The sequence below is a fragment of the Nocardia sp. NPDC004278 genome, assembly GCF_053602975.1.
Genome location: NZ_JBSGEQ010000046.1, coordinates 35,531 through 57,490, shown reverse-complemented (window position 1 = coordinate 57,490; position 21,960 = coordinate 35,531). Strand labels below are relative to the sequence as shown.

At 65.9% G+C, this 21,960-nt stretch carries 26 protein-coding genes; 19 read left to right on the top strand and 7 right to left on the bottom strand.

What is annotated here, in order from left to right:
- The first annotated feature begins 228 nt into the window (after window positions 1-228).
- From ACWEO2_RS39330 to ACWEO2_RS39310, 5 genes are all read left to right on the top strand, one after another.
- On the top strand, window positions 229-957 hold the full coding sequence (locus ACWEO2_RS39330; RefSeq protein ID WP_452410012.1) for an NIPSNAP family protein: 729 nt from the start codon (window positions 229-231) through the stop codon (window positions 955-957).
- Between the two features lie 92 nt (window positions 958-1,049).
- On the top strand, window positions 1,050-1,271 hold the full coding sequence (locus tag ACWEO2_RS39325) for a transposase (protein WP_452410015.1): 222 nt from the start codon (window positions 1,050-1,052) through the stop codon (window positions 1,269-1,271).
- Between the two features lie 392 nt (window positions 1,272-1,663).
- Window positions 1,664-2,674 carry a sigma-70 family RNA polymerase sigma factor gene (locus ACWEO2_RS39320; RefSeq protein ID WP_452410011.1) on the top strand — a complete coding sequence of 337 codons (1,011 nt, stop codon included), beginning with the start codon at window positions 1,664-1,666 and terminating at the stop codon, window positions 2,672-2,674.
- Window positions 2,675-2,707: 33 nt separating this feature from the next.
- Window positions 2,708-3,019: an EthD family reductase gene (locus ACWEO2_RS39315; RefSeq protein WP_452410010.1), complete on the top strand. Its 312-nt coding sequence runs from the start codon at window positions 2,708-2,710 to the stop codon at window positions 3,017-3,019.
- The gene (locus ACWEO2_RS39310; RefSeq protein ID WP_452410009.1) at window positions 3,019-3,525 is read left to right on the top strand and encodes an SRPBCC family protein; all 507 of its coding nucleotides are present in this window, start codon (window positions 3,019-3,021) and stop codon (window positions 3,523-3,525) included. Before ACWEO2_RS39315 ends, ACWEO2_RS39310 begins: the two co-directional genes overlap by 1 nt.
- Before the next feature lie 160 nt (window positions 3,526-3,685).
- Here ACWEO2_RS39310 and ACWEO2_RS39305 read toward each other — a convergent pair whose 3' ends face one another.
- Together ACWEO2_RS39305 and ACWEO2_RS39300 are read right to left on the bottom strand one after the other, a co-directional pair.
- Window positions 3,686-4,153 (bottom strand): nucleoside deaminase, encoded by a 468-nt coding sequence (locus ACWEO2_RS39305; RefSeq protein ID WP_452410008.1) that lies wholly within the window; start codon window positions 4,151-4,153, stop codon window positions 3,686-3,688.
- 13 nt (window positions 4,154-4,166) lie between these two features.
- Window positions 4,167-4,385 carry an ankyrin repeat domain-containing protein gene (locus ACWEO2_RS39300; RefSeq protein ID WP_452410007.1) on the bottom strand — a complete coding sequence of 73 codons (219 nt, stop codon included), beginning with the start codon at window positions 4,383-4,385 and terminating at the stop codon, window positions 4,167-4,169.
- Window positions 4,386-4,491: 106 nt separating this feature from the next.
- Here ACWEO2_RS39300 and cynR point away from each other — a divergent pair, with 106 nt between their 5' ends.
- From cynR to ACWEO2_RS39270, 6 genes are all read left to right on the top strand, one after another.
- On the top strand, window positions 4,492-5,376 hold the full coding sequence (cynR, locus tag ACWEO2_RS39295; RefSeq protein ID WP_452410006.1) for a transcriptional regulator CynR: 885 nt from the start codon (window positions 4,492-4,494) through the stop codon (window positions 5,374-5,376).
- A 104-nt stretch (window positions 5,377-5,480) separates the two neighbouring features.
- Window positions 5,481-5,669, top strand: coding sequence for a carbonic anhydrase (locus ACWEO2_RS39290; RefSeq protein WP_452410005.1), 189 nt, complete (start codon window positions 5,481-5,483; stop codon window positions 5,667-5,669).
- 101 nt (window positions 5,670-5,770) lie between these two features.
- Window positions 5,771-6,241 carry a cyanase gene (gene cynS, locus ACWEO2_RS39285; protein WP_452410004.1) on the top strand — a complete coding sequence of 157 codons (471 nt, stop codon included), beginning with the start codon at window positions 5,771-5,773 and terminating at the stop codon, window positions 6,239-6,241.
- A gap of 16 nt (window positions 6,242-6,257) precedes the next feature.
- Window positions 6,258-6,761 (top strand): nucleoside deaminase, encoded by a 504-nt coding sequence (locus ACWEO2_RS39280; RefSeq protein ID WP_452410003.1) that lies wholly within the window; start codon window positions 6,258-6,260, stop codon window positions 6,759-6,761.
- 131 nt (window positions 6,762-6,892) lie between these two features.
- Window positions 6,893-7,456 carry a GlcG/HbpS family heme-binding protein gene (locus ACWEO2_RS39275; RefSeq protein ID WP_452410002.1) on the top strand — a complete coding sequence of 188 codons (564 nt, stop codon included), beginning with the start codon at window positions 6,893-6,895 and terminating at the stop codon, window positions 7,454-7,456.
- A 213-nt stretch (window positions 7,457-7,669) separates the two neighbouring features.
- Window positions 7,670-9,439, top strand: a complete 1,770-nt coding sequence (locus tag ACWEO2_RS39270) for an ATP-binding cassette domain-containing protein (RefSeq protein WP_452410001.1) — start codon at window positions 7,670-7,672, stop codon at window positions 9,437-9,439.
- A gap of 215 nt (window positions 9,440-9,654) precedes the next feature.
- Here the strand turns inward: ACWEO2_RS39270 and ACWEO2_RS39265 are convergent, their stop codons facing one another.
- Window positions 9,655-11,247 carry an HD domain-containing phosphohydrolase gene (locus ACWEO2_RS39265; RefSeq protein ID WP_452410000.1) on the bottom strand — a complete coding sequence of 531 codons (1,593 nt, stop codon included), beginning with the start codon at window positions 11,245-11,247 and terminating at the stop codon, window positions 9,655-9,657.
- Between the two features lie 251 nt (window positions 11,248-11,498).
- Here ACWEO2_RS39265 and ACWEO2_RS39260 point away from each other — a divergent pair, with 251 nt between their 5' ends.
- Entirely contained in the window at window positions 11,499-11,666 is a 168-nt protein-coding gene (locus tag ACWEO2_RS39260) for a hypothetical protein (RefSeq protein ID WP_355182029.1), read from the top strand.
- Between the two features lie 386 nt (window positions 11,667-12,052).
- Here the strand turns inward: ACWEO2_RS39260 and ACWEO2_RS39255 are convergent, their stop codons facing one another.
- Window positions 12,053-12,175 carry a hypothetical protein gene (locus ACWEO2_RS39255; RefSeq protein ID WP_452409999.1) on the bottom strand — a complete coding sequence of 41 codons (123 nt, stop codon included), beginning with the start codon at window positions 12,173-12,175 and terminating at the stop codon, window positions 12,053-12,055.
- A gap of 40 nt (window positions 12,176-12,215) precedes the next feature.
- Window positions 12,216-12,920: a TetR/AcrR family transcriptional regulator gene (locus ACWEO2_RS39250; RefSeq protein WP_452409998.1), complete on the bottom strand. Its 705-nt coding sequence runs from the start codon at window positions 12,918-12,920 to the stop codon at window positions 12,216-12,218.
- 51 nt (window positions 12,921-12,971) lie between these two features.
- On the opposite strand from ACWEO2_RS39250, the gene ACWEO2_RS39245 reads away from it, so the two are divergent.
- Entirely contained in the window at window positions 12,972-13,763 is a 792-nt protein-coding gene (locus ACWEO2_RS39245; RefSeq protein WP_452409997.1) for an SDR family NAD(P)-dependent oxidoreductase, read from the top strand.
- A gap of 118 nt (window positions 13,764-13,881) precedes the next feature.
- Here the strand turns inward: ACWEO2_RS39245 and ACWEO2_RS39240 are convergent, their stop codons facing one another.
- Window positions 13,882-15,495, bottom strand: coding sequence for a long-chain fatty acid--CoA ligase (locus ACWEO2_RS39240; protein ID WP_452409996.1), 1,614 nt, complete (start codon window positions 15,493-15,495; stop codon window positions 13,882-13,884).
- Between the two features lie 88 nt (window positions 15,496-15,583).
- A complete protein-coding gene (locus ACWEO2_RS39235) occupies window positions 15,584-16,327 on the bottom strand; it encodes a hypothetical protein (protein ID WP_452409995.1) in 744 nt (247 codons plus the stop codon).
- A gap of 567 nt (window positions 16,328-16,894) precedes the next feature.
- Between ACWEO2_RS39235 and ACWEO2_RS39230 the strand changes: the two genes are divergently transcribed.
- The 6 genes from ACWEO2_RS39230 (at window position 16,895) to ACWEO2_RS39205 (ending at window position 21,957) form a co-directional block, all read left to right on the top strand.
- Entirely contained in the window at window positions 16,895-17,812 is a 918-nt protein-coding gene (locus ACWEO2_RS39230; RefSeq protein WP_355182017.1) for a haloalkane dehalogenase, read from the top strand.
- Between the two features lie 46 nt (window positions 17,813-17,858).
- Window positions 17,859-18,482, top strand: a complete 624-nt coding sequence (locus ACWEO2_RS39225) for a hypothetical protein (RefSeq protein ID WP_452409994.1) — start codon at window positions 17,859-17,861, stop codon at window positions 18,480-18,482.
- Between the two features lie 142 nt (window positions 18,483-18,624).
- Entirely contained in the window at window positions 18,625-19,926 is a 1,302-nt protein-coding gene (locus ACWEO2_RS39220) for a PucR family transcriptional regulator (RefSeq protein ID WP_452409993.1), read from the top strand.
- A gap of 187 nt (window positions 19,927-20,113) precedes the next feature.
- Window positions 20,114-20,503 (top strand): DUF1330 domain-containing protein, encoded by a 390-nt coding sequence (locus ACWEO2_RS39215; protein ID WP_452409992.1) that lies wholly within the window; start codon window positions 20,114-20,116, stop codon window positions 20,501-20,503.
- On the top strand, window positions 20,500-20,835 hold the full coding sequence (locus tag ACWEO2_RS39210) for an alpha/beta fold hydrolase (protein WP_452409991.1): 336 nt from the start codon (window positions 20,500-20,502) through the stop codon (window positions 20,833-20,835). The genes ACWEO2_RS39215 and ACWEO2_RS39210 overlap by 4 nt, the downstream gene beginning before the upstream one ends.
- A gap of 369 nt (window positions 20,836-21,204) precedes the next feature.
- Window positions 21,205-21,957: an MlaE family ABC transporter permease gene (locus tag ACWEO2_RS39205; RefSeq protein ID WP_354957960.1), complete on the top strand. Its 753-nt coding sequence runs from the start codon at window positions 21,205-21,207 to the stop codon at window positions 21,955-21,957.
- Window positions 21,958-21,960 lie beyond the last annotated feature (3 nt).

The following is a 21,960-nucleotide window of genomic DNA, read 5'->3' as shown; positions in this document are numbered from 1 at the left end:
CGATCACCGGTCAGCGTCGCCACGGCGAACATGATGCACGACCTGCCCCGCTCCGCGGGGCCAATCGGTCAACACCATTAGGAGACACGACCTAGTCCCGAGTAACCGCAGGACAGAGCGGTGCGACAACCCGTTGCCGCAGGTAGAAAGGGTGCACCACAGGGGTTCGATTCCCCGGGGCCGGCCAACCGCTCGCGATGCGCGTATCACAGTGGCATTGTGGGAATGGTGACCCAAAACCACTGGCCGGTCGTCGAGTTCAGGCAGTACACGCTGCGACCAGGCAGCCGTGATGTGCTCATCGACCTGTTCGATCGAGAGTTCGTAGAAACCCAAGAGGCCGTGGGTATCCGCGTAATTGCCCAGTTCCGCGACGAGGATGATCCGGACCGCTTCGTCTGGATACGTGCCTTCCGTGACATGACCTCCCGCACTGCGGGTTTGACGGCCTTCTATATCGATGGAGCTGCGTGGCGAGAGCACGCCGCGGCCGCCCGCGCCACGATGGTCGATACGACGAACGCGCTGCTACTGCGCCCGGCGACGTCGACCTCCGAATTCTCGCTCCCTGCCGATCGCCCCGGGGTAGAAGCGACGGTGTTGCCGCGATCGCGTGTCCTGGCCACGATTTACAAACCCGACATTGCGACCGGCGAGTTCGCCGAATTCTTCAATAGCCGAGTGCAGCCCGTTCTTGCCGCCACCGGGGCAGCGCTGATCGGCAGCTACGTCACCGAGCCAGCGCCGAATACCTTCGCAATGCTTCCGATTCGCGCCGAGACTGTGTTCGTTTCGTTCGCGTTGTTCGAGAATGCGGACCGGCTCGATGAGCACCTCAATGCGCTCGCTCGTTCGCAAGTGTGGGTGGAACAAGTGCGGCCAGAGCTGTCGAAGCGACTGTCGGAGCCGGCACAACAATTGCGTTTGGCGCCGACGGCGCGATCCCTGCTGCGCTGACCAGCCGATGCCCGTGCGCGTCGGCCCAGTGGTTCGAGCGGGCTGCCGCGGTGCAACTTGGATGATGCTGTTGTCAACTTCACCACAATCGCCTGGTGGTGAACGGGATGCTGTATCGGTTGCGCACCAGCCGCCCGTGGCGGGATCTGCCCGAGCGCTTTGCGCCGTGGCAGATGAATGGTGTGCACTGTGGTCAGAACTCGGTTCGGAATGAATGGCGTGTCGCTTTGGCTTGCCGCGCAACATCTTTGAGACTCTTGCTGTGGTTGATGAGGTGGTGGGCGATGCGTCGTGGGCGAGGCCGGAACCATTGATTCCGGTGCGACAGCGACGCTTTCGGCAACCGGGCCTTCGACGGACCGACAACCGGCTGCCCGACCCAAGCGGAACGCACAGTCTCGCTGCATCTCCGGGCAGCGGTCGGTGCGCAGCCTGGTGGAGAACGCGCAGGTGTCCGACGAAGGACTGCGGCGCTTCCACGCCGACAACGACCCGGCCGCCCGGCGTCGGGTCCGTTGAGTAGGAAGCCGGAATTCGCCTCGTCGCGAGTCGTCACCCGGAGAGCATCGAAGCCGCCACCTACCCGCAGCACCCGGCGCTGCCGGACGCGGCAGTGCGGTGCGAGATCGGCGCGCCCCGTTTTCTGGGTAGTTGGTGTCTATACAAGTGGGAGATGAATAGGCCCGATCATCGTAAGGACGGGATGATGGACGACTTCTTGCTGAGGCAAGCGCGGCAGGGCGATGGGCAGGCATTCGGTGAATTGACCGGGCCATATCGGCAAGAACTGCAGGTGCACTGCTATCGCCTGGTCGGTTCGGTTGCCGAAGCCGAGGACCTCGTTCAGGAGACGCTGTTGGCGGCGTGGCGGGGAATGGACCGTTTCGCGGGGAGTTCCTCGCTGCGTACCTGGCTCTACAAGATCGCCACCAATCGGTGCCTGAACGCCCTGCGCGATCACAGCCGCCGCGCGCAAGAGGTCACCGCGACTTCGTCGAACGAGCTTCCCGAGACGGGCCGGCTGTGCGAGGTGCCGTGGCTGGAGCCCTACCCGGACGCGGCAGAGGGATTTGATGCGCAGCCCGGCCCGGAGGCGCTACTGGAGAGCCGTGAAGCCGTGTCGTTGGCGTTCGTGGCTGCGGTGCAAACGCTGCCGCCTCGCCAACGGGCCGTCCTTGTACTGCGCGATGTGCTCGGATACCGAGGAGACGAGGTCGCGGGCCTGCTTGACACGACGTCGGACGCGGTCGCCAGTGGACTGAAACGAGCCCGACAGGCACTCTCGACCCGGCAGCGGGCACCCCAGCGCCCGGTGCTGCCGAATTCTGTTGCCGAGCGGCGCGTCGTCGACGCCTTTGTCGCCGCGTTCGAGCGTTGTGATGTACCAGCGATGGTCGAGCTGCTCACCGACGACGCGATATTCTCGATGCCGCCTTTGACACAGGAATACCAGGGCCGTGACGCCATCGCGGGTTTCTTCACCGAGTGGGGCTTCGCGCACGGCACAAGGCGATTCCGGCTCATACCCACCCGAGCCAACGGCCAGCCGGCATTCGCGCGTTATCTGCGAGATCACCACGCAGGCATAGCCCACGCACATGGGATCACGGTGCTGACGCTGGATGGCACCCGAATCGCTCAACTCACCGCCTTCCTCGACACCGGCCTGTTCCCCCGGTTCGGCATGCCCCGAACCCTGCCCATCGAGAGCGTCTGAGACCGATCCGCAACCGAAAAGGATGAACGAGACATGGTCCGCTACCTCGTGCTGTACGCAACACCCAAGGACCCCGCTGCATTCGAGCGGCACTACTGCGAGTCGCACATTCCGCTGATCAAGGTGCTGCCTGGACTCCGCCGGTTCGACTTCGGTCACTCTCCGACACCGGGTCGTGGTGAGCCGTACTTCTGGGTCTCGTCCTTGGAATGGGACGACATGGCAGCCCTGAAAGCGGCATTCACCTCGCCCGAGGGTGAGGCGGCCGCGCGCGACGTGGAGAACCTGACCAAGCCCGACATGCTTCGCAGCATGATCTTCGAATTCGAGGAAGTAATCCACTGATGGAAATCGACGGCTCACCCGACCAGCGCGGAAGCGGCCGGGTAGCACTACACGACTCGATAGAGATATCCGCGCCCGCGCAGCAAGTCTGGGAGCTGATCTGCGATTGGGCCGGTATGTCGCGCTGGTGGCTGCCTGCCGAAGAAGGTGGACTCCAAGGCCCTCAACTGATCAGTTGCGAGTTGGTCGGCGCACCGGGATCGGTACCCCGTACCCGGCGAATGGTGTTGAGCGATGGCGGAGTCGTCGAGGAAACGATCTTCTACCAGAACGACGAAACACGGCGAATCCACTACATCAAGGCTGACAATCAGCACGTCGTAGGATATGTCGCCACCACGTATGTCGACGATCTAGCCGACGGAGGTTGTGTGGTACACATCGCATCGAAATTCGACGCGACACAACCGGATGCCAGTTCGGCTGCGGCAGCCTGGTTCGCGGACATCTACCGATCCATGTTCGCGGGATACAGCCGATATTTCACACGACAATCGGCACACTGACATCCGTCGCGGGTGAACCTCCTAGCGTCGACAGCGAGCTGCGCCAAGTCAGAGTGCGACTGGGTGACCGGATGGCACCTCGAGTGTGTTCGGCTCTAGTTCTGGCTGTCGGCGTGGATGTGCGAATCGCAAGGCGCGCAGTCGAACTCGGTAGACGCGGTCATGGATTCGCGGCGTGGCGCCGGAACGGCGCGAGCGCCGCATCGCCGAGATTCGGTCCGGAGATGGTGACCGACGTGTCGCTGGACCCGATGACATCGGCGCAGCGCAGGGTGAATCGTGGGTGCCCGCCGATGATCGCGGTGAAATCCGGCTCGGCGGCGCCGAAGACGACGCGGGTGATCCCGGCCCAGACGATCGCCGCACTGCACATGGGGCAGGGCTCACCACTCGCGTAGATCGTGGCGCCGATCAGCTCCCCGGCGTGCCCGGCCTCGATCGCGGCCGTAATGGCGACCAGCTCCGCGTGAGCGGTGACGATGCCTGCGCTGGCCACCTGGTTGCGACCCTCGGCGATCACCGCTCCGCCCGCGACGATGACGGCGCCGAACGGGCGATTGCCCTCGTGACCGGCGTGCTCGGCGAGCGAGATCGCCCGCCGCAGATGGGTTTCCTCGTCCTTGATCATGCCGTTCCTTCACTCATGCGCGGCCACGCAAAATCGAGACGATCGCGGTCGGCCCACGGCGCTGCGCATTGTCGAGCGCGGTGCGGCCGGCTCCGTCACGGATCGACGGGTCGGCGCCGGTGTCGAGCAGGGCGGTCACGACCTGTTGGTATCGCTCGGATCCGTCTCCGTAGACGATCGCCTCGTGCAGGGCGGTCCAGCGCGGCGCTATTCGGAGGGGACGCCTGTTCACCTGAGATCTCCTGACTGGTTGCTGACTTCCACAATGCCCAGCGCGTCCGATAGAGTCCAAGACTTACTTTCCATCATCACGATAGATTGCATCTATAGGAACGGTCATGGAACTGCGCCACATCCGGTACCTGTTGGCGGTCGCCGATCACGGCAACTTCACCCGCGCGGCCGACGCGCTGCACATCTCCCAACCCACCTTGTCGCAGCAGGTCAGGCAGGCCGAGCGGGCGCTGGGAGTGGAGCTGCTCGACCGGTCCGGCCGCACCGTACGCCTCACCGAAGCCGGCGCGGCCTACGCGCATCACGCGCGACTCGCCCTGCGCGACCTCGACGCTGGCGAGCGCGCGATTCATGACGTGCAGGACCTGTCCCGAGGGCACCTGCGGGTGGCGATGACGCCGACCATCACCGCCTACCTCATCGGCCCGCTGGTGCATCAGTTCCATGTCGCGCACCCGGGCGTGACCCTCACCGTCGTGGAGACCACCCAGGATCGGATCGAGGCGGACCTGCTCGCCGACCGCGTCGATCTCGGCATCGCATTCACCGGCACCCACGCCGCCGGGATCGAGAACTCCGCGTTGTGCACCGAGAACCTCAGCCTGGTGGTCGGATCGAGCCACACCCTCGCCGCGCGATCGAAGCCGCTGCCGGTTCAGGAACTTGCACACCACCCCTTGGCTTTGCTCAGTCGCGACTTCGCAACCAGAGCCCACATCGACGCCTACTTCGATCAATGCGAGATCACGCCGAGCATCGGGGTCGAGGCCAACTCCATCGGCGCACTGATCGAGTTCGTTCGCCGAGGTCGGCTCGCCACCGTCCTACCCGACGCCATCACGCGTGCCCAGCCGGACCTGCTGCCCACCGCGCTCACCCCCGCGTTACCCACCCGAACTGTGGAACTCTTGCGTCGCAGTAGCACCTATCACTCGGCAGCCGCGCGCGCCTTCGCCGCGATCGCCCAGGCAGCCACACGGTCGAACTGAGCGAGCCGCACCAACAAAAGTCGGATCGCAGTCGAATCGACTATAGATGCGACCAATAATCACGATGGGCAACAAGTATTGGACTCTATAGCGACAGGTTGTGCATGGTGGGATCGGTCGGGACCATGCGATCGAATGTCGTTGCGCAGCTGGCCAACCTGTCGACCCATCCATCGGTGTCCCGCGGCGTGGACGCCGGCACCGTGACCGTCGAGGGATGGGTGTTCGACATCGGCACCGGCGCGGTCACGGTGTTCGACGCCTCCGGATCCGAAGCCGCACCGGCCGCCTGACCGCATAGTCACGGTCTCCGCGCGCCGCGCGGGAATCACCTTCCAGCACGCCGACCCACCCTTGCGTCGGGTCGGTATTCGACCAGAAAGGAAGCGCACAAATGGTGCACGCACAGCTCGACCCCACCGCCCGCCTGGCACTGGCCGCCGCGGCGGTGGAGGCCAAGACCGCGAAACATCTCACCTGGCAGCAGATCGCGGATGCCGCCGGCTACTCGGTGGCCTTCGTGACCGCCGCGGTCCTCGGCCAACACGCCCTCCCCGAGCAGGCCGCGACGGCGGTTGCCGAACTGCTGGGGATGGACGACCACGCAGCGATGCTGCTCCAGACGATCCCGACCCGCGGATCCATCCCGGGAGGTGTCCCGACCGATCCGACGATCTACCGCTTCTACGAGATGCTGCAGGTCTACGGCACCACCCTCAAGGCCCTGGTCCATGAGCAGTTCGGGGACGGGATCATCAGCGCGATCAACTTCAAGCTCGACGTGCGGAAGGTCGCAGACCCCGAGGGCGGCGAGCGCGCCGTCATCACCCTCGACGGCAAGTACCTGCCCACCAAGCCGTTCTGAGAAACGAAGACAACCGATGACCGATTTCGCACGCCACACCATCGACCTCGCGCGCCGCAATGTCGCCGAGGGCGGGCGTCCGTTCGCGACCGTTGTCGTCAAGGACGGCCAGATTCTGGCGGAGAGCCCGAACCGGGTCGCGCAGACCAACGACCCCACCGCACACGCGGAGATCCTTGCCATCCGCGAGGCATGCACCAAGCTCGGCACCGAGCACCTGACCGGCACCACGATCTACATCCTCGCCCTGCCCTGCCCGATGTGCCTGGGCGCGCTGTACTACTGCTCACCCGACGCGGTCGTCTTCCTCACCACCCGCGACGCCTACCAACCGCACTACGTCGACGACCGAAAGTACTTCGAGCTCAACACCTTCTACGACGAGTTCGCCAAACCCTGGGACCAGCGACGCCTGCCCATGCGCCATGAGCCCCGCGACGAAGCGGTGGACGTGTACCGCCTCTGGCAGGAGGCGAACGGCGGCGAGCGTCGCGTCGCCGGCGCTCCAACCGCCAACTGAACCCCAATGCGCAAGCCGTCCGAACAGCCCGCCGAAAGCAGCCGCTGTGGCGATGGCGACGGACGGTATCAGCCAGCAGATGGCCATCTCGCTACCCAGCAGCCATCGATAAGCCAAAGGAGAACGTAACCATGGACATTCGCAAGAAAATAGGCAAGCGCACCGGCGCCCTCGTCGGCGGAGCACTCGCCGTCGTCGCCGCGGGCACCATCGGCGCATTCGCGGTAGGCGGCGTGGACGCGGGCCCGGCGGCGCAACCGGTGCTCGCCGGCAGGGTCGAGCCAGCCGACCTGCGGCAGACCGATCACCTCACGCTTGCTGCCGCCACCGAGGCCGCGCAGGCCGCGCTCGCCGCCGCGAGCCAGGAGAATCAGCGAGTCAGCGTCGCTGTCGTCGACCGTGACGGCAATACCATCGTGCTGCTGCGCGGGGACGGCGCGGGACCGCAGTCCTACGAGTCCGCGGAGCGGAAGGCCTTCACCGCAGTTTCCTGGAACGCGCCGACCGCTCAGCTGGCCGAGCGTCTGGACAAGACCCCGCGGCTGGCCGACATTCCCGGCACCCTGTTCCTGGGGGGCGGTGTCCCGGTGGCGACGGGTGGTACACCGATCGCCGGCATCGGTGTAGCGGGTGCACCCAGTGGTGATCTGGACGAGAAATACGCCCGCGCGGGTGTCGCCACGCTCGGAGACTGAGGTCGGCATGGCGTGGTGCAAGAGCCGTGGCACCGATCCCGCGTCGCGCTGGGGTCTGTTCGGATGACGGTGTAACACGGTCGCCTCGTGCATCCCTGCTGCTCAGGCCACCGCGTGGCCCCGCTGCCCGGGTGCGGCGATCGCTTCGCGGTGGTCGCGATTTGAGGCAAACGCCTCATGCGACCACGGAGGCTGCGGACCGATGATCAGGGCATGACCAAGCGAATTCAGCAATCACGGAGGTTACCGGTCATGACCGAATTGGCATTCGAACCACCGACCGTCGAGCGGTTCGGTACGCGCACTTCAGATCACGCACCTAACGGCGGGCGAATCGATGCGGTCGACGTAAGCCGGCAGGTCGGGGCGCGGCAGATTCTCCAGCAGCTGTCGCTGTCGGTCGAACCAGGCGAGTTGGTCGCCATTGCCGGCGGCAGTGGCGCAGGAAAGAGCACATTGCTGGAGATCCTCGCGGGACTGCGACCACCGTCTGCCGGGGAGGTTCGGCATGACGGCGTCGTTCGCGGGGCCCGAGTCAGCGCCGATTCCCGTATCGGCTACGTGCCCCAAGAGGACATCATCCACCTCGAGATGCCCCTGCGCCGCACGCTGCGCTATGCGGCGCGGCTGCGGCTGCCCGCGGGCACATCGGCGGCCGAGGCGGACCGGGTAGTCGAAGAGACCATGCATGACCTCGACCTGGCTGATCGGGCCGAGGTGCCGGTCCGTGCGCTCTCCGGCGGTCAGCGCAAGCGGGCCAGTATCGCCGTGGAGCTACTGACCCGGCCACACCTTTTCTTCCTCGACGAACCCACCTCCGGGCTCGATCCGTCGACCGCAGCCGACGTGATGCGCCTGCTGCGCCGACTCAGCCAGCGCGGGGTCACAGTCGTCCTCACCACGCATGAGCCGAACTCCATCGACCGGTGTGACCGGGTGGTATTCCTGGCACGCGACGGCCACCTGGCCTTCACCGGCAGCCCGACCGAGGCGCGGCGCTACTTCGGCGTCAAGGATCTCGCCGAGGTGTACGACCGGCTGGCTCGGGAGCACACCCCGCAGATCTGGGCGGAGCGATTCGCGGACAGCGGTGGGAAGTCGAAAACCCGGCCTGGCTCGGCTCCACTGCCCAGCCCCGCCGCCCGTTCAGACGTCAAGCGCACAGACATGGTCCGGCAATGGTGGCTACTTACCCGACGCAATGTTGATGTTCTCCTACGCAACCGGCTGACCCTGGCGGTCCTGCTCGGCTCACCGGTGCTGGTCACTGCGATGATGGCGACGCTGTTCAAGCGAGACGCGTTCGATCCGCGTAGCGAAGCCGACCTCGGCCCGGCCCAGATCGTGTTCTGGATCGCATTCGCAGGCTTCTTCTTCGGCCTTACCTACGGCCTGCTCCAGATCGTCGGGGAGATGGCCGTCTTCCGGCGCGAGCGCCTGGCCGGGCTCAGCGTCGGCGCCTACGTGGCATCCAAGGTGACAGCGCTGCTTCCGGTGCTGGCTGGAGTGAGCGCGGTGCTCCTTGGTGTGCTACGGGCGCTCGGTCGGCTCCCCGCCGTCGGATGGGACGTGTCCGCCTTTCTGTTCGTGACGATTGTGATCGAGGCGATCTCGGCACTGGCCCTCGGATTGCTCGCCTCGGCCGCGGTCTCCAATGCCGCGCAGGCCGCCCTCGCCCTGCCGATGCTCTGCTTCCCGCAGGTTCTGTTCGGTGGCGCCATAGTCCCCGTTGACAAGATGGCCCTACCGGGACGCCTGATGAGTCTCGGCCTGTCCAACCGCCACGCATTCGAAGCGCTGGGTCGCGACCTGGAACTCGACCGGTACACCGCCAAGCTGCCGGCCATGTCCGCCTACGGCGATACCTTCCACGGAGGCACCGGCGCCAGTCTCATCGCGCTCGCCTCGTTTGCCGTTGGCCTCATGCTGGCCACGATATGGGTCTTGGACCGGCGGTCCCGGCCCAGCGCATCCCGGCGATGAAGGGCCCACGCAGTCGGTCCCGGTGTCGGCTCGGCCAACCCGGTACCGGGTCCCGACTGTGCGTAATCAGCCGGGTCTCCGGCGCGCTCCGCATCCCGACTTGCCCGTCCACCGGACGGGCATCGACTACGCCGCTGAGCCATGTGACGTCAATAGCGCACCCGGGCAGCATCATTGGTGGTTGCCGAGCTGAAGTACCTGGCGCAGTGGATGTTTCAATTTCGGACGGCCGCATTGACCGGGAACCCAGCCAGACCCCGATCGATCGCGGCGAGACTGGCCTGCGTGCGGTTGTTGACGCCGAGTTTGGCGTAGACACGTTCGACGTGGTTGCGTGCCGTTTTCTCGGCGATGAACAGTTCGGCGGCGATTTCTTTGTTCGATCGGCCTTGCGCGACGAGTCGCAGGATCTCGACTTCGCGGTCGGTCAGCCCGGCCGGCCAGGGCGTTCGCCGCGAGTTCCGCGGACCGGCCACCGCAAGCACGGCCGCAACCGACTCGGCGTCGAAGCGTCCGGCGCGCGCCTCTTTTCGCAGCTGATCGGCAGCGCCGCGAGGATCGAGCGGCGGCCGGTCGGGACGCGGCTCGAGCAGTCCCTGATAAGCCTCCGCCGTGGCAAGCAACCGGTCCTGCGCGGTCAACTCCGCGCCGGCGATCCCCCGGGGAAAGCCGGACCCGTCGATCCGTTCCCGGTGCTTCATCGCAATGGGCACCACCGACTCCAAGCCGTTGACTCGACTTAGTATCCGGCCGGTCAGATCCGGATACATCCGTACCCGTTCCCATTCAGCCGTAGTGAGCGGACCCTTCTTCTCCCAGATCCGGTTGGACACTCCCATTTTGCCAAGGCCGTGCACTAGGCCGGCACGGTAGAGATGCGTGATGTCCGACGGCGACATGCCCAGGTGTCGGGCCGCCCCGGCCACCAGATTCGCGACGCCACGCGAATGCCCCAGAGTGAACGGAGATTTGAGATCGGCGAAATCGGCCATGGCCTCGAGTAACTCGTCGCTCTCCTCGGCCGTCATGGTTCGGTCACGATCCGGTGCTTGGGCCAATGCTGTGGTCCAGACATCGATTTCGAGCAAACCGTCCACGATCGCCGCCGCGTCGCGATCGAACACCGCCGCCACGGCTGGGCTGAACTGACTGCCGCGCCGAGAACGGAGAACTTCCTTCGCATGCACGAGCCCACCCGTGCGCAGGTGCACCTCGACGACGTCTGCGACGTGCGCGATGTGGATCTCGACCGGGATATCGTCTCCGCGAGAACCGTTGGGCAGCCCCCGGCCGTCCCAGCGTTCGAAGGCGTAGGCCAGCGCCTTTCCGACCTGCTCGTCCAAGCCCATCCGATCGGAGAGAACCCCGGCGGAACGGCAATGGGACTGGATCAGTGTGGCGACCTGGCTGCGAGCCGTGACCAGAAAGGCAGTGGCGCGGATGCCGCGCTCCCAGCCCGGCAATCCGCGTCCGACATGACTCATCATCAGCCGCAGATACGGCAGGCCGGCCGTGTCCACCGTGTAGGTGTCGGCCCGGAAGGCGATGTCGTCGCCGAAGAGCGCCGAGAGTTCGTGGGAGTCGGCGTGACAACCGATCCACCCGACCAGATTGGCGTAGTACACGGTCGCCTGCTGTTGCAGGTCGAGCCTCATCCGCTCGGCGATCCGTGTCGCGATCAAGGATGACCGAAGCATGTGTTCCATCGGCTGACCCAGACCGAGGTCGATCGCAAGCGATATCGCGGCGAGCAGTTCGGCTCTGCTCAGACCCTTTCCCGAGCCGGGCACCGTCCCGTGCGGGTGCATCTTCCCATTGTCCACCCGGACAACAGCCATCTCTGCGCGAAAGACGAGACCACCGTGTACCCGCGCCACAGCACGCGCGTCGTGACCAGCGCGGGTTGTGGAGCCCTCCGGCTGCCTAGAGGTGGGCGCCGTCGCGCCACCCGCGCCGGGGTTGCCGAATCATTACCCATCGCCACCTGTGTGGTGGAATTTTGTTGTTATTCGCGTGATTTCCTGGTTGCGGTGGGCGTGCTCGGGTGACTATGTAGCGCATGGATTCGAGGAACGCCGCTGCGCGGTTGCTCGCAGAGATCCTTGCCGCCGGCTTCACCGTGGATGGGTTCATCCGCTTCCTGCGGGCCGACCCGACCGCTGACACCGCGGTGCTACCGCCATCGTCTGGTCAGTGGCGGATACCGCCGCCCGGGCAGAGCTACTGAACCCGAACGCACGGGGCGAACCCTTTGCCGTGCGCCGATCGTGCGGCGTCCGGTGGTGGACATCATGGGGTGCGTCGTCAACGTCTCGAGGGTCGATTCTTATGCGCGACAGCGGATGCTGATCGCCGCACCGCGTTGTGCCGGTCAATGATCCGATGACCGAGTGGATCGATGATCGTGCGCGGTCGGCCGAAATGGTCGCGCAGCTGCCGGTGACGCCGTGCGGGTTCGTCGCCGTCGTTGGCAAACCGGCCCGATCGACGGTGATTGCCGTTCGGGCACTGGAGGATTCGGTGATTTCCTGCCCGGACGTCCGGGCTACCGCCCTGCCCGGACGTCGCCACGGCTGGGGCCGCTTCATCCGCAGCCCCGGCCATGACTGGCGCTCAGGATTGGGCCGCTGGCCGCTTCGACAGCAGGAAGACGACAATCGCCGCTATGACAGCGATGACGAACGTCGCGAACGACGCGACGGCAAAGGCGTGATCGGCATGCTGTCCGAGTGTCACGCGCTCCGCGGGCCTGGTGTGACCGGAACCGGCAGGCGGGTCAGGCCTGCTGCGCCCCGCGTGCCAGCAGCAACAGGGCGTCGACCAGTTCCTCTGCCGGAAGGCCGGTGGCGAGGCTGCGCAGTTGCAGTCCGAAGACCAGCGCGACAGCGGTGCTCGCCAGCCGCTCGGCGTCCGGTACGTCGAGACCGGTGAGGATCCGCGCGGCCAGCTGGTCGTATGCGGCGAAGCACTGCGCGGCCGCGGTGCGCAACCGCTCGTCGCGGCCGGCCTGGACATAGAGCTCGAAGGGTGCGATGTACCTGCCGTCGGACTGCGTGCACCCGGCGACCTGGCCGACCGTGGCGGAGGCCCGATCGATGTCCATCCCTTCGGTCCCGCACTGGTCGGCGAGCTCGGTGAAGCGCCGGGTCTCCTCGGCGACGAAGTGCAGCAGGCTCTCACGCAGCATCTCGTGCTGGGTCGTGAAGTGGTAGGTGACCGAACCAAGGGAGACCTTGGCCTCCTCGGCGATCCGCCGGTTGGTGACCCCGGCGACGCCGTCCTCACCGATGATGCGCAGGACGGCGTCGATGATGCTCTGCCGGGTTCCGGAGGACTTGGACATAGCGGCCATTGTGCCACCGGTGCGGGGCGGGATCAGGACGGCGGTCGCCGAGGTCAGCGGGATGCTGTACGCGCCGCGGATGCCGCCGATCGCGCGGTGTAGGCGGACGCGTGAGCTGCTTTTGACATGGTCACCCAACTTTCGTACTGTTCGTTCGTTCGAACGAACAGTTTTCAGGAGGCTAATCACATGCGCATTGCAGGATCAACCGTTCTCCTCACTGGTGCCGTGGGCGGCATCGGTCAGGCCATCGCCCGAGAACTGGCTGCCAAGGGAGCCAAGCTGGTCCTCTCCGGGCGCCGTGCCGACGCCCTGGAGGCGCTCGCCGACGAGCTCGGTGCGCGAGCGGTCACCGCCGATATGGCCGACCCGGATCAGCTCGACCACCTCGCCAAGGCCGTCCCCGACACGGACATTCTGATCGCCAACGCCGCTATGCCCTCCACCGGCGATCTACTCGACTACACACCCGAGCAGATCGACCGCGCGCTGACGGTGAACCTGCGCGCCCCCGTCATGCTGGCCCACGCGCTCGCGCCCCGGATGGTCGCGGCGGGCCGGGGACATATTGTCCTCGTCGGCTCGATCTCCGGGAAGGCGGCCACCAAGTACTCCTCGCTCTACAGCGCGGCCAAGTTCGGGCTGCGCGGCTTCGCGCTCTCTTTCCGCCAGGACTTGCACGGTACGGGGGTGGGGGTCTCTCTGGTCCAGCCCGGCGCCGTACGCGACGTGGGCATGTTCGCCGCGACGGGCGCCACCCCGCCGACCGGCGTGCGCATGGTGTCCCCGCGCCAGGTGGTGACGGGGGTGGTACGGGCCGTTGAACGCGATCTGTGCGAAATCAATGTCGCGCCGGTGGAATTGAAGATACTCAGCGCCCTCGCCGGGCAGTTCCCCGGCTTGGCGGAGAAGGCACAGCGCGGCTCCAGTGCCGAGCGCACCATCAGCGAGGTCGTGGCGGCCCAGCGGGACATGCGGTAGCCGCCTGCTGCGGCGCCGACGGAGGCCGCCCGCAGTGGCGACCGGCCACCGCGGGCGGACGGACGGCGCCGAGCCGACCGTCACCTGCCGAGTGCCGACCATGGAACAGGATTGCAGGTCACGGCCGATCGGCAGCCGAAAACCTTTCGCGCAAAGCGATTTTCTTGAACTTTCCAGTGGCCGTCCGGGGAATCGCGGACACGAACTCGAATCGTTCCGGCAGCTGCCAACGGGCGAATTCCGCCGCCAGATGCTCGCGCAACTGGTCCGGATCCGTCGTCGCACCGTCGCGCAGCGCGATGACCGCCAGCGGGCGCTCGCCCCACCGCGAGTCGGGAACGGCGATCACCGCCGCCTCCGCCACCGCCGGGTGCGCCATCAGGTGATTCTCCAGGTCCACTGAAGAGATCCACTCGCCGCCGGATTTCACCAGGTCCTTGGCTCGGTCGCAGATCCAGATGCAGCCACGGTGGTCGATGCGGACGATGTCCCCCGTGCGGAACCAGCCATCCGGTGTGAAACTGTCCGCTCCCTTGCCGCCGTGATATGCGGCGGCCACCCACGGTCCGCGTACTTCCAGTTCACCCATGGCGCGGTCGTCCCACTCGATGAACTCACCTGTCTCGCTACGTGCGCGAATGTCGAAGAACGGCATAGCGACTCCCTGCCGGGCACGGAACTTGTACTGCTCATCCGTGCTGCTCTCCTGGAGGTCGGCGGGCAGACGGCTGACGGCGCCCAGCGGCGCGGTCTCGGTCATTCCCCACGCCTGCACGACCGTGAGGCCGTGGCGGTCGTATCCCTCGAGCATGCTGCGCGGCACCGCGGCACCGCCGACGATCAGCCGGTCGAGGCAGCTGAGGTCCCAGCGTTGCGGTTCGGCGTCGAGTGCGTCGAGCATCGCCATCCACACGGTCGGGACCCCCGCCGTCATGGTGACCCGTTCGGCGGCGAGCAGATCGAGCACGCTGGCCGAGTCCAGCCGCGATCCGGGCAGTACCAGCCCGGCCCCGAGCAGTGCAGCCGCATAGGGGAGACCCCAGGCGTTGGCGTGGAACATGGGTACGACCGGCAGCAGTGTGTCCCGTGCCGATACCCCCAGCGCATCGGGGAGTGCCGCGGCCAGCGAATGCAGCACCAGCGCCCGGTGCGAATACACCACCCCTTTCGGTCGGCCCGTGGTGCCGGACGTGTAACACATTGCGGCGGCGCGTCGTTCGTCGAGAACCGGCCACACCATCGGCTCCGCGGCGTCGATCAACGTCTCGTAGCCGAGCATCCCGTCCGGTGTCGGGGCATCGCGGGTGATGGCGATGATGTGCTCGAACGGGTGCGCGTGGCGGAAGGTCTCGAACACCTCGAGGAGGGATTCGTCGACCACGATCACCCGGTCCCGGGCGTCTCCCACGATGAAGGCGAGTTCGTCGGGATGCAGCCTGGGGTTGAGGGTGTGTACGACCGCCCCCATCGCAGGAACCGCGAAGTACAGCTCGAGGTGCTCGGACTGATTCCACAACAGCGTCGCGACCCGGTCGCCGTCGCCGACTCCGAGTTCTGCCAAGGCCGAGGCCAGCTGGCGCGCGCGTACGGCGCACGCCCCGAGCGTGGTCCGCTCAACGCTGCCGTCGGGGCGGCGTGAGACGACCTTCGCTCTGTCGTGGAAGCGCTCGGCGCGTTCCACCACCGCGGTCAGCGACAGCGGATAGTCATCCATGGTCAGTCCATTGATCACGTACAACTCCTGAATGATCTGGGCGCAACAGGCCACCGGGGAACGCCCGCTGACGCGATGACATCCTCGGCCGGCCTGTCGTCTGCGTTCAGAATGTGCGGACGGGCAGCGGCTTGATCAGCGGGGCCAGCAGGACTTCGGACTGCTCAACCGTGAGCACCTCCGACGGGTCGAGCTTGATGATCTCGCGCTTGGATTCGTCGATCTCCCACACGTCCTCACCGATCAGACGGCCCTGGTCGTCGTAGGGCCAGATCATGTGCTCGACGTTCTTGACGAGAAAGGTCGCCTCCGGGTCCACGTCCGCGCCGGCCTCGGCGAGGATGACGCCGGGTGTCTGCTGATAGATCGCCGCGGTCGAGCAGATCGTGTTGTCGCCGACCGCGAGCTTTTCGTCATCGACGTAGAAGATGCACTGTCCGGTGCCGGACCACTCGTTGTACACGGCCTGCACTGCTTCGGCACCGTCCAAGACCGTACTGATGCCGAACACGTTGAAGTTGTAGACGGGGTGCGCGACGGTCATCTCCGGGGCGAAGATCTCTCGCCAGCGGCCGGCCATCTCCAGGTAGCGGTGCCTGTTGTAAGCGTGCAGCAGGTACAGGTGGCGCGGGTTGTCAGTGACCTCGATCAGTCGCTCCACAGCGAGGTTGGTCTTGGTGATGTCGAACCGGCTCATGTCGCGGTTCCTTCCTGCCACCGATCCGCGGCGTAATGCGAAGGTCTGCGGGCCGCAGGACATCTGCGTGCGACCTCCGAAGGGAACGTGACCGATCGGCCACGACACGCCACAGTAAGAGATGCAGTTCACAATCTGCTCGTCGCGGGACAACAAGCTTCCCGATGTCAATTGTGCTCGCATCACACATCCGCGCCCGGCCGGCCAGCCAATTCCGACTAGGAACTGTGGCAGGCTCACAATGGAGGACGTAAATACCGGAGTGGGCGCACGAGCCACCAATACGACAGCGCTCTAACTTACGGCCATGCTCACATCTAGATCCCGAATTTCGACGTCCAACCTCTTGCCCGGTGATGTTGAGGTTCCCCGCTGAACGGTCGCCGACCGAGTCCATCGATTGCGCAATTCCGTTGTCGGCCAACCTATTTGCTAATCGGATGGCGGTGTGGGCCGAGCAGCGGGAGCTGCCGCGAAACACTTCTTCCTGTCCTATCGGATCACGATCAGAGCCTCCGTTAGAGCGAGGGAACCTCATTTCACCCAAATCCGCTGGCGCTAGTGGCGCGGGCACAACCTTGGCACCGAACTTTGGCGCAGAGCGCCGAGACAACCGGTGTGCGGCCACCTAACTTCGGGTCCGCGGCCAACAGCCGCCGTGAAACAGAAGTAAGGAGATTCGATGCATACCGTGGACATGCAGGCCGGTCAGGTTCGGCCATGCTGACGCTGCGCACCCCCGAGGAGCGGTTCGCTGAGCTGCCCGACTTTCCCTACGAACCTCGGTATTGCGAGGTCGATGACACCGAGGGCGGATCGCTGCGGATGGCGTGGGTCGAGGCCGGGCCCGAAGACGCAGACCCGATCCTGATGCTGCACGGCGAGCCGTCGTGGTCGTTTCTATACCGGCGGATGATCCCGATCCTGGCCGCCGCCGGCCATCGGGTCATCTGCCCGGATCTGGTCGGCTTCGGTCGCTCCGACAAACCGACCCGCCGTGAGGATCACACCTACGCCCGGCATGTCGAATGGATGCGCGCGCTCGCCTTCGACGCGTTGGACCTGCACAACGTCACCCTGGTCGGCCAGGACTGGGGTGGGTTGATCGGGTTGCGGCTGGCCGCCGAACACCCGGAACGGTTTTCGCGCATCGTGGTCGCCAACAGTGGTCTGCCGGCCGGTGACTTCCCGATGCCCGAGATCTGGTGGCAGTTCCGGGAGGCCATCCAGAGCCAACCGACGATCGACATCGGCGAATTCATCCAGTGGGGTTGCACCAAGGTGATGAGCGACGCGGTACGCGCCGGATACAACGCACCGTTCCCCGACGACAGCTACTGCGCCGGCCCGCGGGTAATGCCCGGCCTGGTGCCCACCTCGACCGACGACCCGGCCGCGCCGGCCAACCGGGCGGCCTGGGCGGTGCTGAGCCAGAGCACGACACCGATGTTGGTGGCGTTCAGCGACGCCGATCCGATCACCGGTCCGATGGCGGGCGTCTTGCAAAGCGAGATGCGTGGCGCTCAGGGCATCGAACATCCGGTTATTCACGGAGCCGGTCATTTCCTGCAGGAGGACTCCGGTGAGGAACTCGCCGGGCACATCGTCGAGTTCTTGGCGGCCGGTCCATCAGCCTGACCCGGGCTCAACAACAAACAATGATCTGGCACAAAGGAATCAATAAATGAGCCGCTTCGATATCACCCAGACCAACATCGCCGTGGAGCGACTGATCGAGACCACGGAGAACCCCCGCCACCTCTATCTCCTGCACGCCTATAACCGCCACCGCTATCTGGAGATGGCGGGCCGCTTCGAAGAGATCTTCGCGCCCGATATGACGGTCGCCGAGCCCGTCTACCACTTCAACTTGTTCGGCTCGATCACCACGCTCGTTGGGGCCGAGGCCGTCAAGGGGGTCTATCGCGAGTGGACCGGCACGGCTCAGTGCGTCTTCTACACCGGAGGCGACGAGAAGTTGGCGGTGAGCGACGACATGATCGTCTCGTCGGCCACGCTGTACCAGCAGACACCGGGAAGCATCCTCGCCGAGGCCGGTCTGGACGTGGACCCCGACGCCACTTATTTGATGAAGACCCGGGAGCACATGATCTGGCCCTACGACGATGAGGGCCGCTTGGTCGGCGAGGACGTCTGGGAATACGACGAATCGCTCCGCGAAGTCATCCCGCTCGACCCGAGTGAGGTCCTCACCGTCGAGCAGTCCGGCAGACTGCTCAACCCGCTCATCAAGCCGCTCCCGGTCTATAACCCCTTCACCGGCCGAACGCAACCGGTCGCGTCGTAACCAAGGCCTATGGTCACCGGCGGGGGTAGCGGATGGCCGAGCTGTCCTACCCGGCGCGATCACAGTTGGGGCAGGGCACTCGATGCCAGCTTGGTCGCGGCTGATTGTCGCGGGGCGATAACTGTGACTATATTCGGCCGTCATGGAGGTCGAATGGCCGCCGGTGCGTGAGCCGTCTGCGCAACGGGTCTGGCGGGAGATATTGCGGCCGATGGGCACGCAGATGCGTGTCTCCGCCAGTGACCTCGCGCAACGGTCGGTCGCCCGGATGCAGACCGAGTTGCCAGAACTGTTCTCCGATCCGCAGAACGTCCAGGAGAACCTGGTCAGCACCGAGGCGAGCCTGCGGCAGCTGGCTCAGATCATCGAACTCGCCGGCGACCCTCGGCAGGTCGAGTTACCGCCGTCAACCCTGGCCATCGCACGGTCAGCGGTGCACCGACAGGTCGCACTCGCGGATTTGATGCGGCTTTACCGGCTGGCTCAGGAACGGGTGTGGCAGTGGATGTTCGCACACATTGTCGACAAGGCGCCGGACGCCGCCGATCAAGCGGTAGCGCTGGATCTGGCAACGGGCTGGCTGTTCGCCTATGTCGATGAGGCGATGGTCCGAGCCGAGAAAGCGTATGAGATCGAGCGCGAGGCCTGGCTGCGCAGCGCTGCCGCAGTCCGCGCGGCGGCGGTCGAGGAGATTCTGGCCGACCGTGAGCGCAATGCACAGCGGGCATCGAAACGACTGCGCTACGACGTGAACCGGCGCCACGTCGGGGCCATCGCGTGGGTCGAGCAGGCTTCCGAGGGCGGCGAAACCCAGGCAGCTCTGGGCGAGGCTCTCGCGGGGCTCGCCCAGACGCTGGGTGCCGAGAGCACCCTCATCCATTCCCTGGGCTCGCTTGCGGTCGCGAGTTGGATGAGCCGCAGAGACGCCTTCACCGCCGACAGCCTCGATGCGGTGGATCGTGGCAAACAAGTACCAGGTGTGATCCCCGGCGTGCGGATCGCGGTGGGCGAGGCGGGCCGAGGCCTGGAGGGCTTTCGCCGCACGCACCTCGAGGCAGACCACGCGCGGCGGGTTGCGTCGCTGGTGGGGCCGCGTGGGGCAGCGATCACTCGCTACCGCAGCGTCGCCGTCGCGGCGCTCGGCACCGCCGACCGCGATCACGCACTGTCGTTCATTACCTGGGTGCTCGGGCCGCTGGCCGCCGCCGACGAGGCCACCTCCCGGCTGGCGATGACGCTGTCGGTGTATCTCGACGAAAACCGCAGCCGCAGTCGCGCGGCCGAGCGTCTCATGGTTCATCCCAACACGGTCAGCTACCGAGTCCACCAGGCCGAGGCACTGCTCGGACGCAGCGTTGCCAACGACTCCTTGGACCTTCAGGTCGCGCTGGCGATGCTCCCCGCTCGACCCGGCCTCGCGCGTCCCCGTCCCGACGAACTGTGACGTGAGCACAACGAGCGCGGCGAACGTTGTTGCCCGGCGCTGAGAGAATGTGACCTGGGTCTCTTAACGTTGCTGCGCAGCGGGCCGCTCGGCCCCGCAGCGCACCCAATGGAGGGCCATCATGCAGTCCGTGCAACAACTCGACGTCAGCTACCCGCGCGATCTGCGCAGCTGGGAGGCCTGAGCGATGAGCGCCATCGAACCGAACCCGGACCAGATCGCAACCCTGTTTTCGGCCGCGTCCGACAACAGCGACCCGGTCGTGATGATCAACCTGTTGAAGTTCGACGAGAACAACGGTGCGGCCACCTACCAGCAATACGCCGAGGCCGTACAGCCCCATCTCGACGCCGTCGGCGCCACCATTCTGTATGCGGGCGACGCCAGCCACGTCGTGGCCGGCGACGTCGACAAGGCGTGGTGGGATGCGATCGTCGTCGTCCAGTACCCCTCACGGACCGCGTTCGTCACCATGGTGACCAGCCAGGACTACCAGGAAAAGGCCCACCCCTACCGGGCGGCAGCGCTGGAGAGCACCCATCTGATCGCGACCGACCCATGGCCGGTCGGCCGATGACCGATGCCGCGATGCTCGAGCAGCGGCAAATCTTCGTCGGCGATGTGCGCTCACCCGTGTTGGTCGGTGGCCCGGACGGCACCGACGAAGCGGTGGTGTTCGTGCACGGAAATCCGGACGCCGGCAGCGACTGGATGCCGCTTCTGACACAGGTCGCGACCTGCGCGCGGGTCATCGCTTCGGACATGCCCGGCTTCGGCGGTGCGGAACGACGCATCGAGACGCTGCCCGGCGTCGGCCACTGGTCCTGGCTCGAGCAACCGGAGAAGGTCGCGAAGTTCGTCGTGCCGTTCCTGCGGGAACAGGTCGGCGGGCTCGACAGAACTCAGTAGCTGCGCGCGTGATCGTGGGCGCGAAACCCTACTGACCGCGGCGCAGCTCCGTCCGTCCCGGAAATGTCGTCGGCGACTTCCGTGAATATTCGCCCAGCTGGGCATCGGCCAGGTGGGCCGCGCACCGAACGAGTCGCCGTGCGGGGCGAAGGCCGAGGTGGCGTATGTGGACCGATTTCCCATACGCCCGGGCGGGCGGCGCCGGAGTCGAGATTTTCGATTATCGGAACCGGGGCCGCCGCGCGGGCTGATTCCAGTCAATAGCAAATGAAACTGTCGGTCGATCGACCACAGTCGGAGCGGAAAGGCTCGATGACGGTGAACAGCTCTGCGTCCGTTGAGACGTCATCGCAGACGCGCTGGGACACGATGCTGGCGAAGGCGAAGATCGCCCCACGGGCGGTGGGGCAGTTCTACGGCACCACACTGGACACCTTGCGGATGGTCCCACGCCGCCCTTTTCAGCTGCGCGAATTCATCGACCAGGCGTGGTTCATCGCCAGCGTCTCGATTGTGCCCACCCTGCTGATCGCGATTCCGTTCTGCGTCATGGTGATCTTCCAGATCAATGTGCTGCTCAACGAGGTCGGCGCCATCGATCTGTCCGGTGCAGGCGCGGGCTTGGCCGTCATCCGCGAGATCGGCCCGGTGGCCACGGTGCTGGTGGTCGCGGGGTGCGGTGCCACCGCGATCTGCGCCGATCTGGGTTCACGCACCATCCGCGAGGAGATCGATGCGATGCGAGTGCTCGGCATCGACCCGCTGCAGCGGCTGGCCGTGCCGCGGGTGCTCGCTTCCACGGTGGTCGCGCTCTTCCTGAACGGCTTGGTGACCGCGGTCGGCCTCACCGGCGGATACCTCTATGCCGTGTTCCTGCAGGGTGCGACTCCGGGGCAGTTCATCACCGCGATCCCGATCCTCACCGGGATCCCCGACCTGTTGATCAGCGAGCTCAAGGCCGGTGTTTTCGGGCTGCTCGCCGCACTGGTCGCCTGTCATTTGGGGCTGCACGCGAAGGGCGGCCCAAAGGGCGTCGGCGACGCGGTGAACCAAACCGTCGTCTTCAGCTTTGTCCTGCTATTCCTCGCCAACTCCGTTATCACCACCCTGTCGCTGCGCTGAACG

Bases quoted from the DNA above. Each gene is read 5' to 3' on its own strand.
- ACWEO2_RS39225 (WP_452409994.1), top strand. From the start codon at position 17,859: ATGAGCCGCTTCGATATCACCCAGACCAACATCGCCGTGGAGCGACTG.
- ACWEO2_RS39315 (WP_452410010.1), top strand. From the start codon at position 2,708: ATGGTCCGCTACCTCGTGCTGTACGCAACACCCAAGGACCCCGCTGCA.
- ACWEO2_RS39310 (WP_452410009.1), top strand. From the start codon at position 3,019: ATGGAAATCGACGGCTCACCCGACCAGCGCGGAAGCGGCCGGGTAGCA.
- ACWEO2_RS39320 (WP_452410011.1), top strand. From the start codon at position 1,664: ATGGACGACTTCTTGCTGAGGCAAGCGCGGCAGGGCGATGGGCAGGCA.
- cynS (WP_452410004.1), top strand. From the start codon at position 5,771: ATGGTGCACGCACAGCTCGACCCCACCGCCCGCCTGGCACTGGCCGCC.
- ACWEO2_RS39265 (WP_452410000.1), bottom strand. From the start codon at position 11,247: ATGCACCCGCACGGGACGGTGCCCGGCTCGGGAAAGGGTCTGAGCAGA.
- ACWEO2_RS39270 (WP_452410001.1), top strand. From the start codon at position 7,670: ATGACCAAGCGAATTCAGCAATCACGGAGGTTACCGGTCATGACCGAA.
- ACWEO2_RS39205 (WP_354957960.1), top strand. From the start codon at position 21,205: ATGCTGGCGAAGGCGAAGATCGCCCCACGGGCGGTGGGGCAGTTCTAC.
- ACWEO2_RS39230 (WP_355182017.1), top strand. From the start codon at position 16,895: ATGCTGACGCTGCGCACCCCCGAGGAGCGGTTCGCTGAGCTGCCCGAC.
- ACWEO2_RS39290 (WP_452410005.1), top strand. From the start codon at position 5,481: ATGGTGGGATCGGTCGGGACCATGCGATCGAATGTCGTTGCGCAGCTG.
- ACWEO2_RS39210 (WP_452409991.1), top strand. From the start codon at position 20,500: ATGACCGATGCCGCGATGCTCGAGCAGCGGCAAATCTTCGTCGGCGAT.
- ACWEO2_RS39245 (WP_452409997.1), top strand. From the start codon at position 12,972: ATGCGCATTGCAGGATCAACCGTTCTCCTCACTGGTGCCGTGGGCGGC.
- ACWEO2_RS39260 (WP_355182029.1), top strand. From the start codon at position 11,499: ATGGATTCGAGGAACGCCGCTGCGCGGTTGCTCGCAGAGATCCTTGCC.
- cynR (WP_452410006.1), top strand. From the start codon at position 4,492: ATGGAACTGCGCCACATCCGGTACCTGTTGGCGGTCGCCGATCACGGC.
- ACWEO2_RS39275 (WP_452410002.1), top strand. From the start codon at position 6,893: ATGGACATTCGCAAGAAAATAGGCAAGCGCACCGGCGCCCTCGTCGGC.
- ACWEO2_RS39220 (WP_452409993.1), top strand. From the start codon at position 18,625: ATGGAGGTCGAATGGCCGCCGGTGCGTGAGCCGTCTGCGCAACGGGTC.
- ACWEO2_RS39215 (WP_452409992.1), top strand. From the start codon at position 20,114: ATGAGCGCCATCGAACCGAACCCGGACCAGATCGCAACCCTGTTTTCG.
- ACWEO2_RS39305 (WP_452410008.1), bottom strand. From the start codon at position 4,153: ATGATCAAGGACGAGGAAACCCATCTGCGGCGGGCGATCTCGCTCGCC.
- ACWEO2_RS39280 (WP_452410003.1), top strand. From the start codon at position 6,258: ATGACCGATTTCGCACGCCACACCATCGACCTCGCGCGCCGCAATGTC.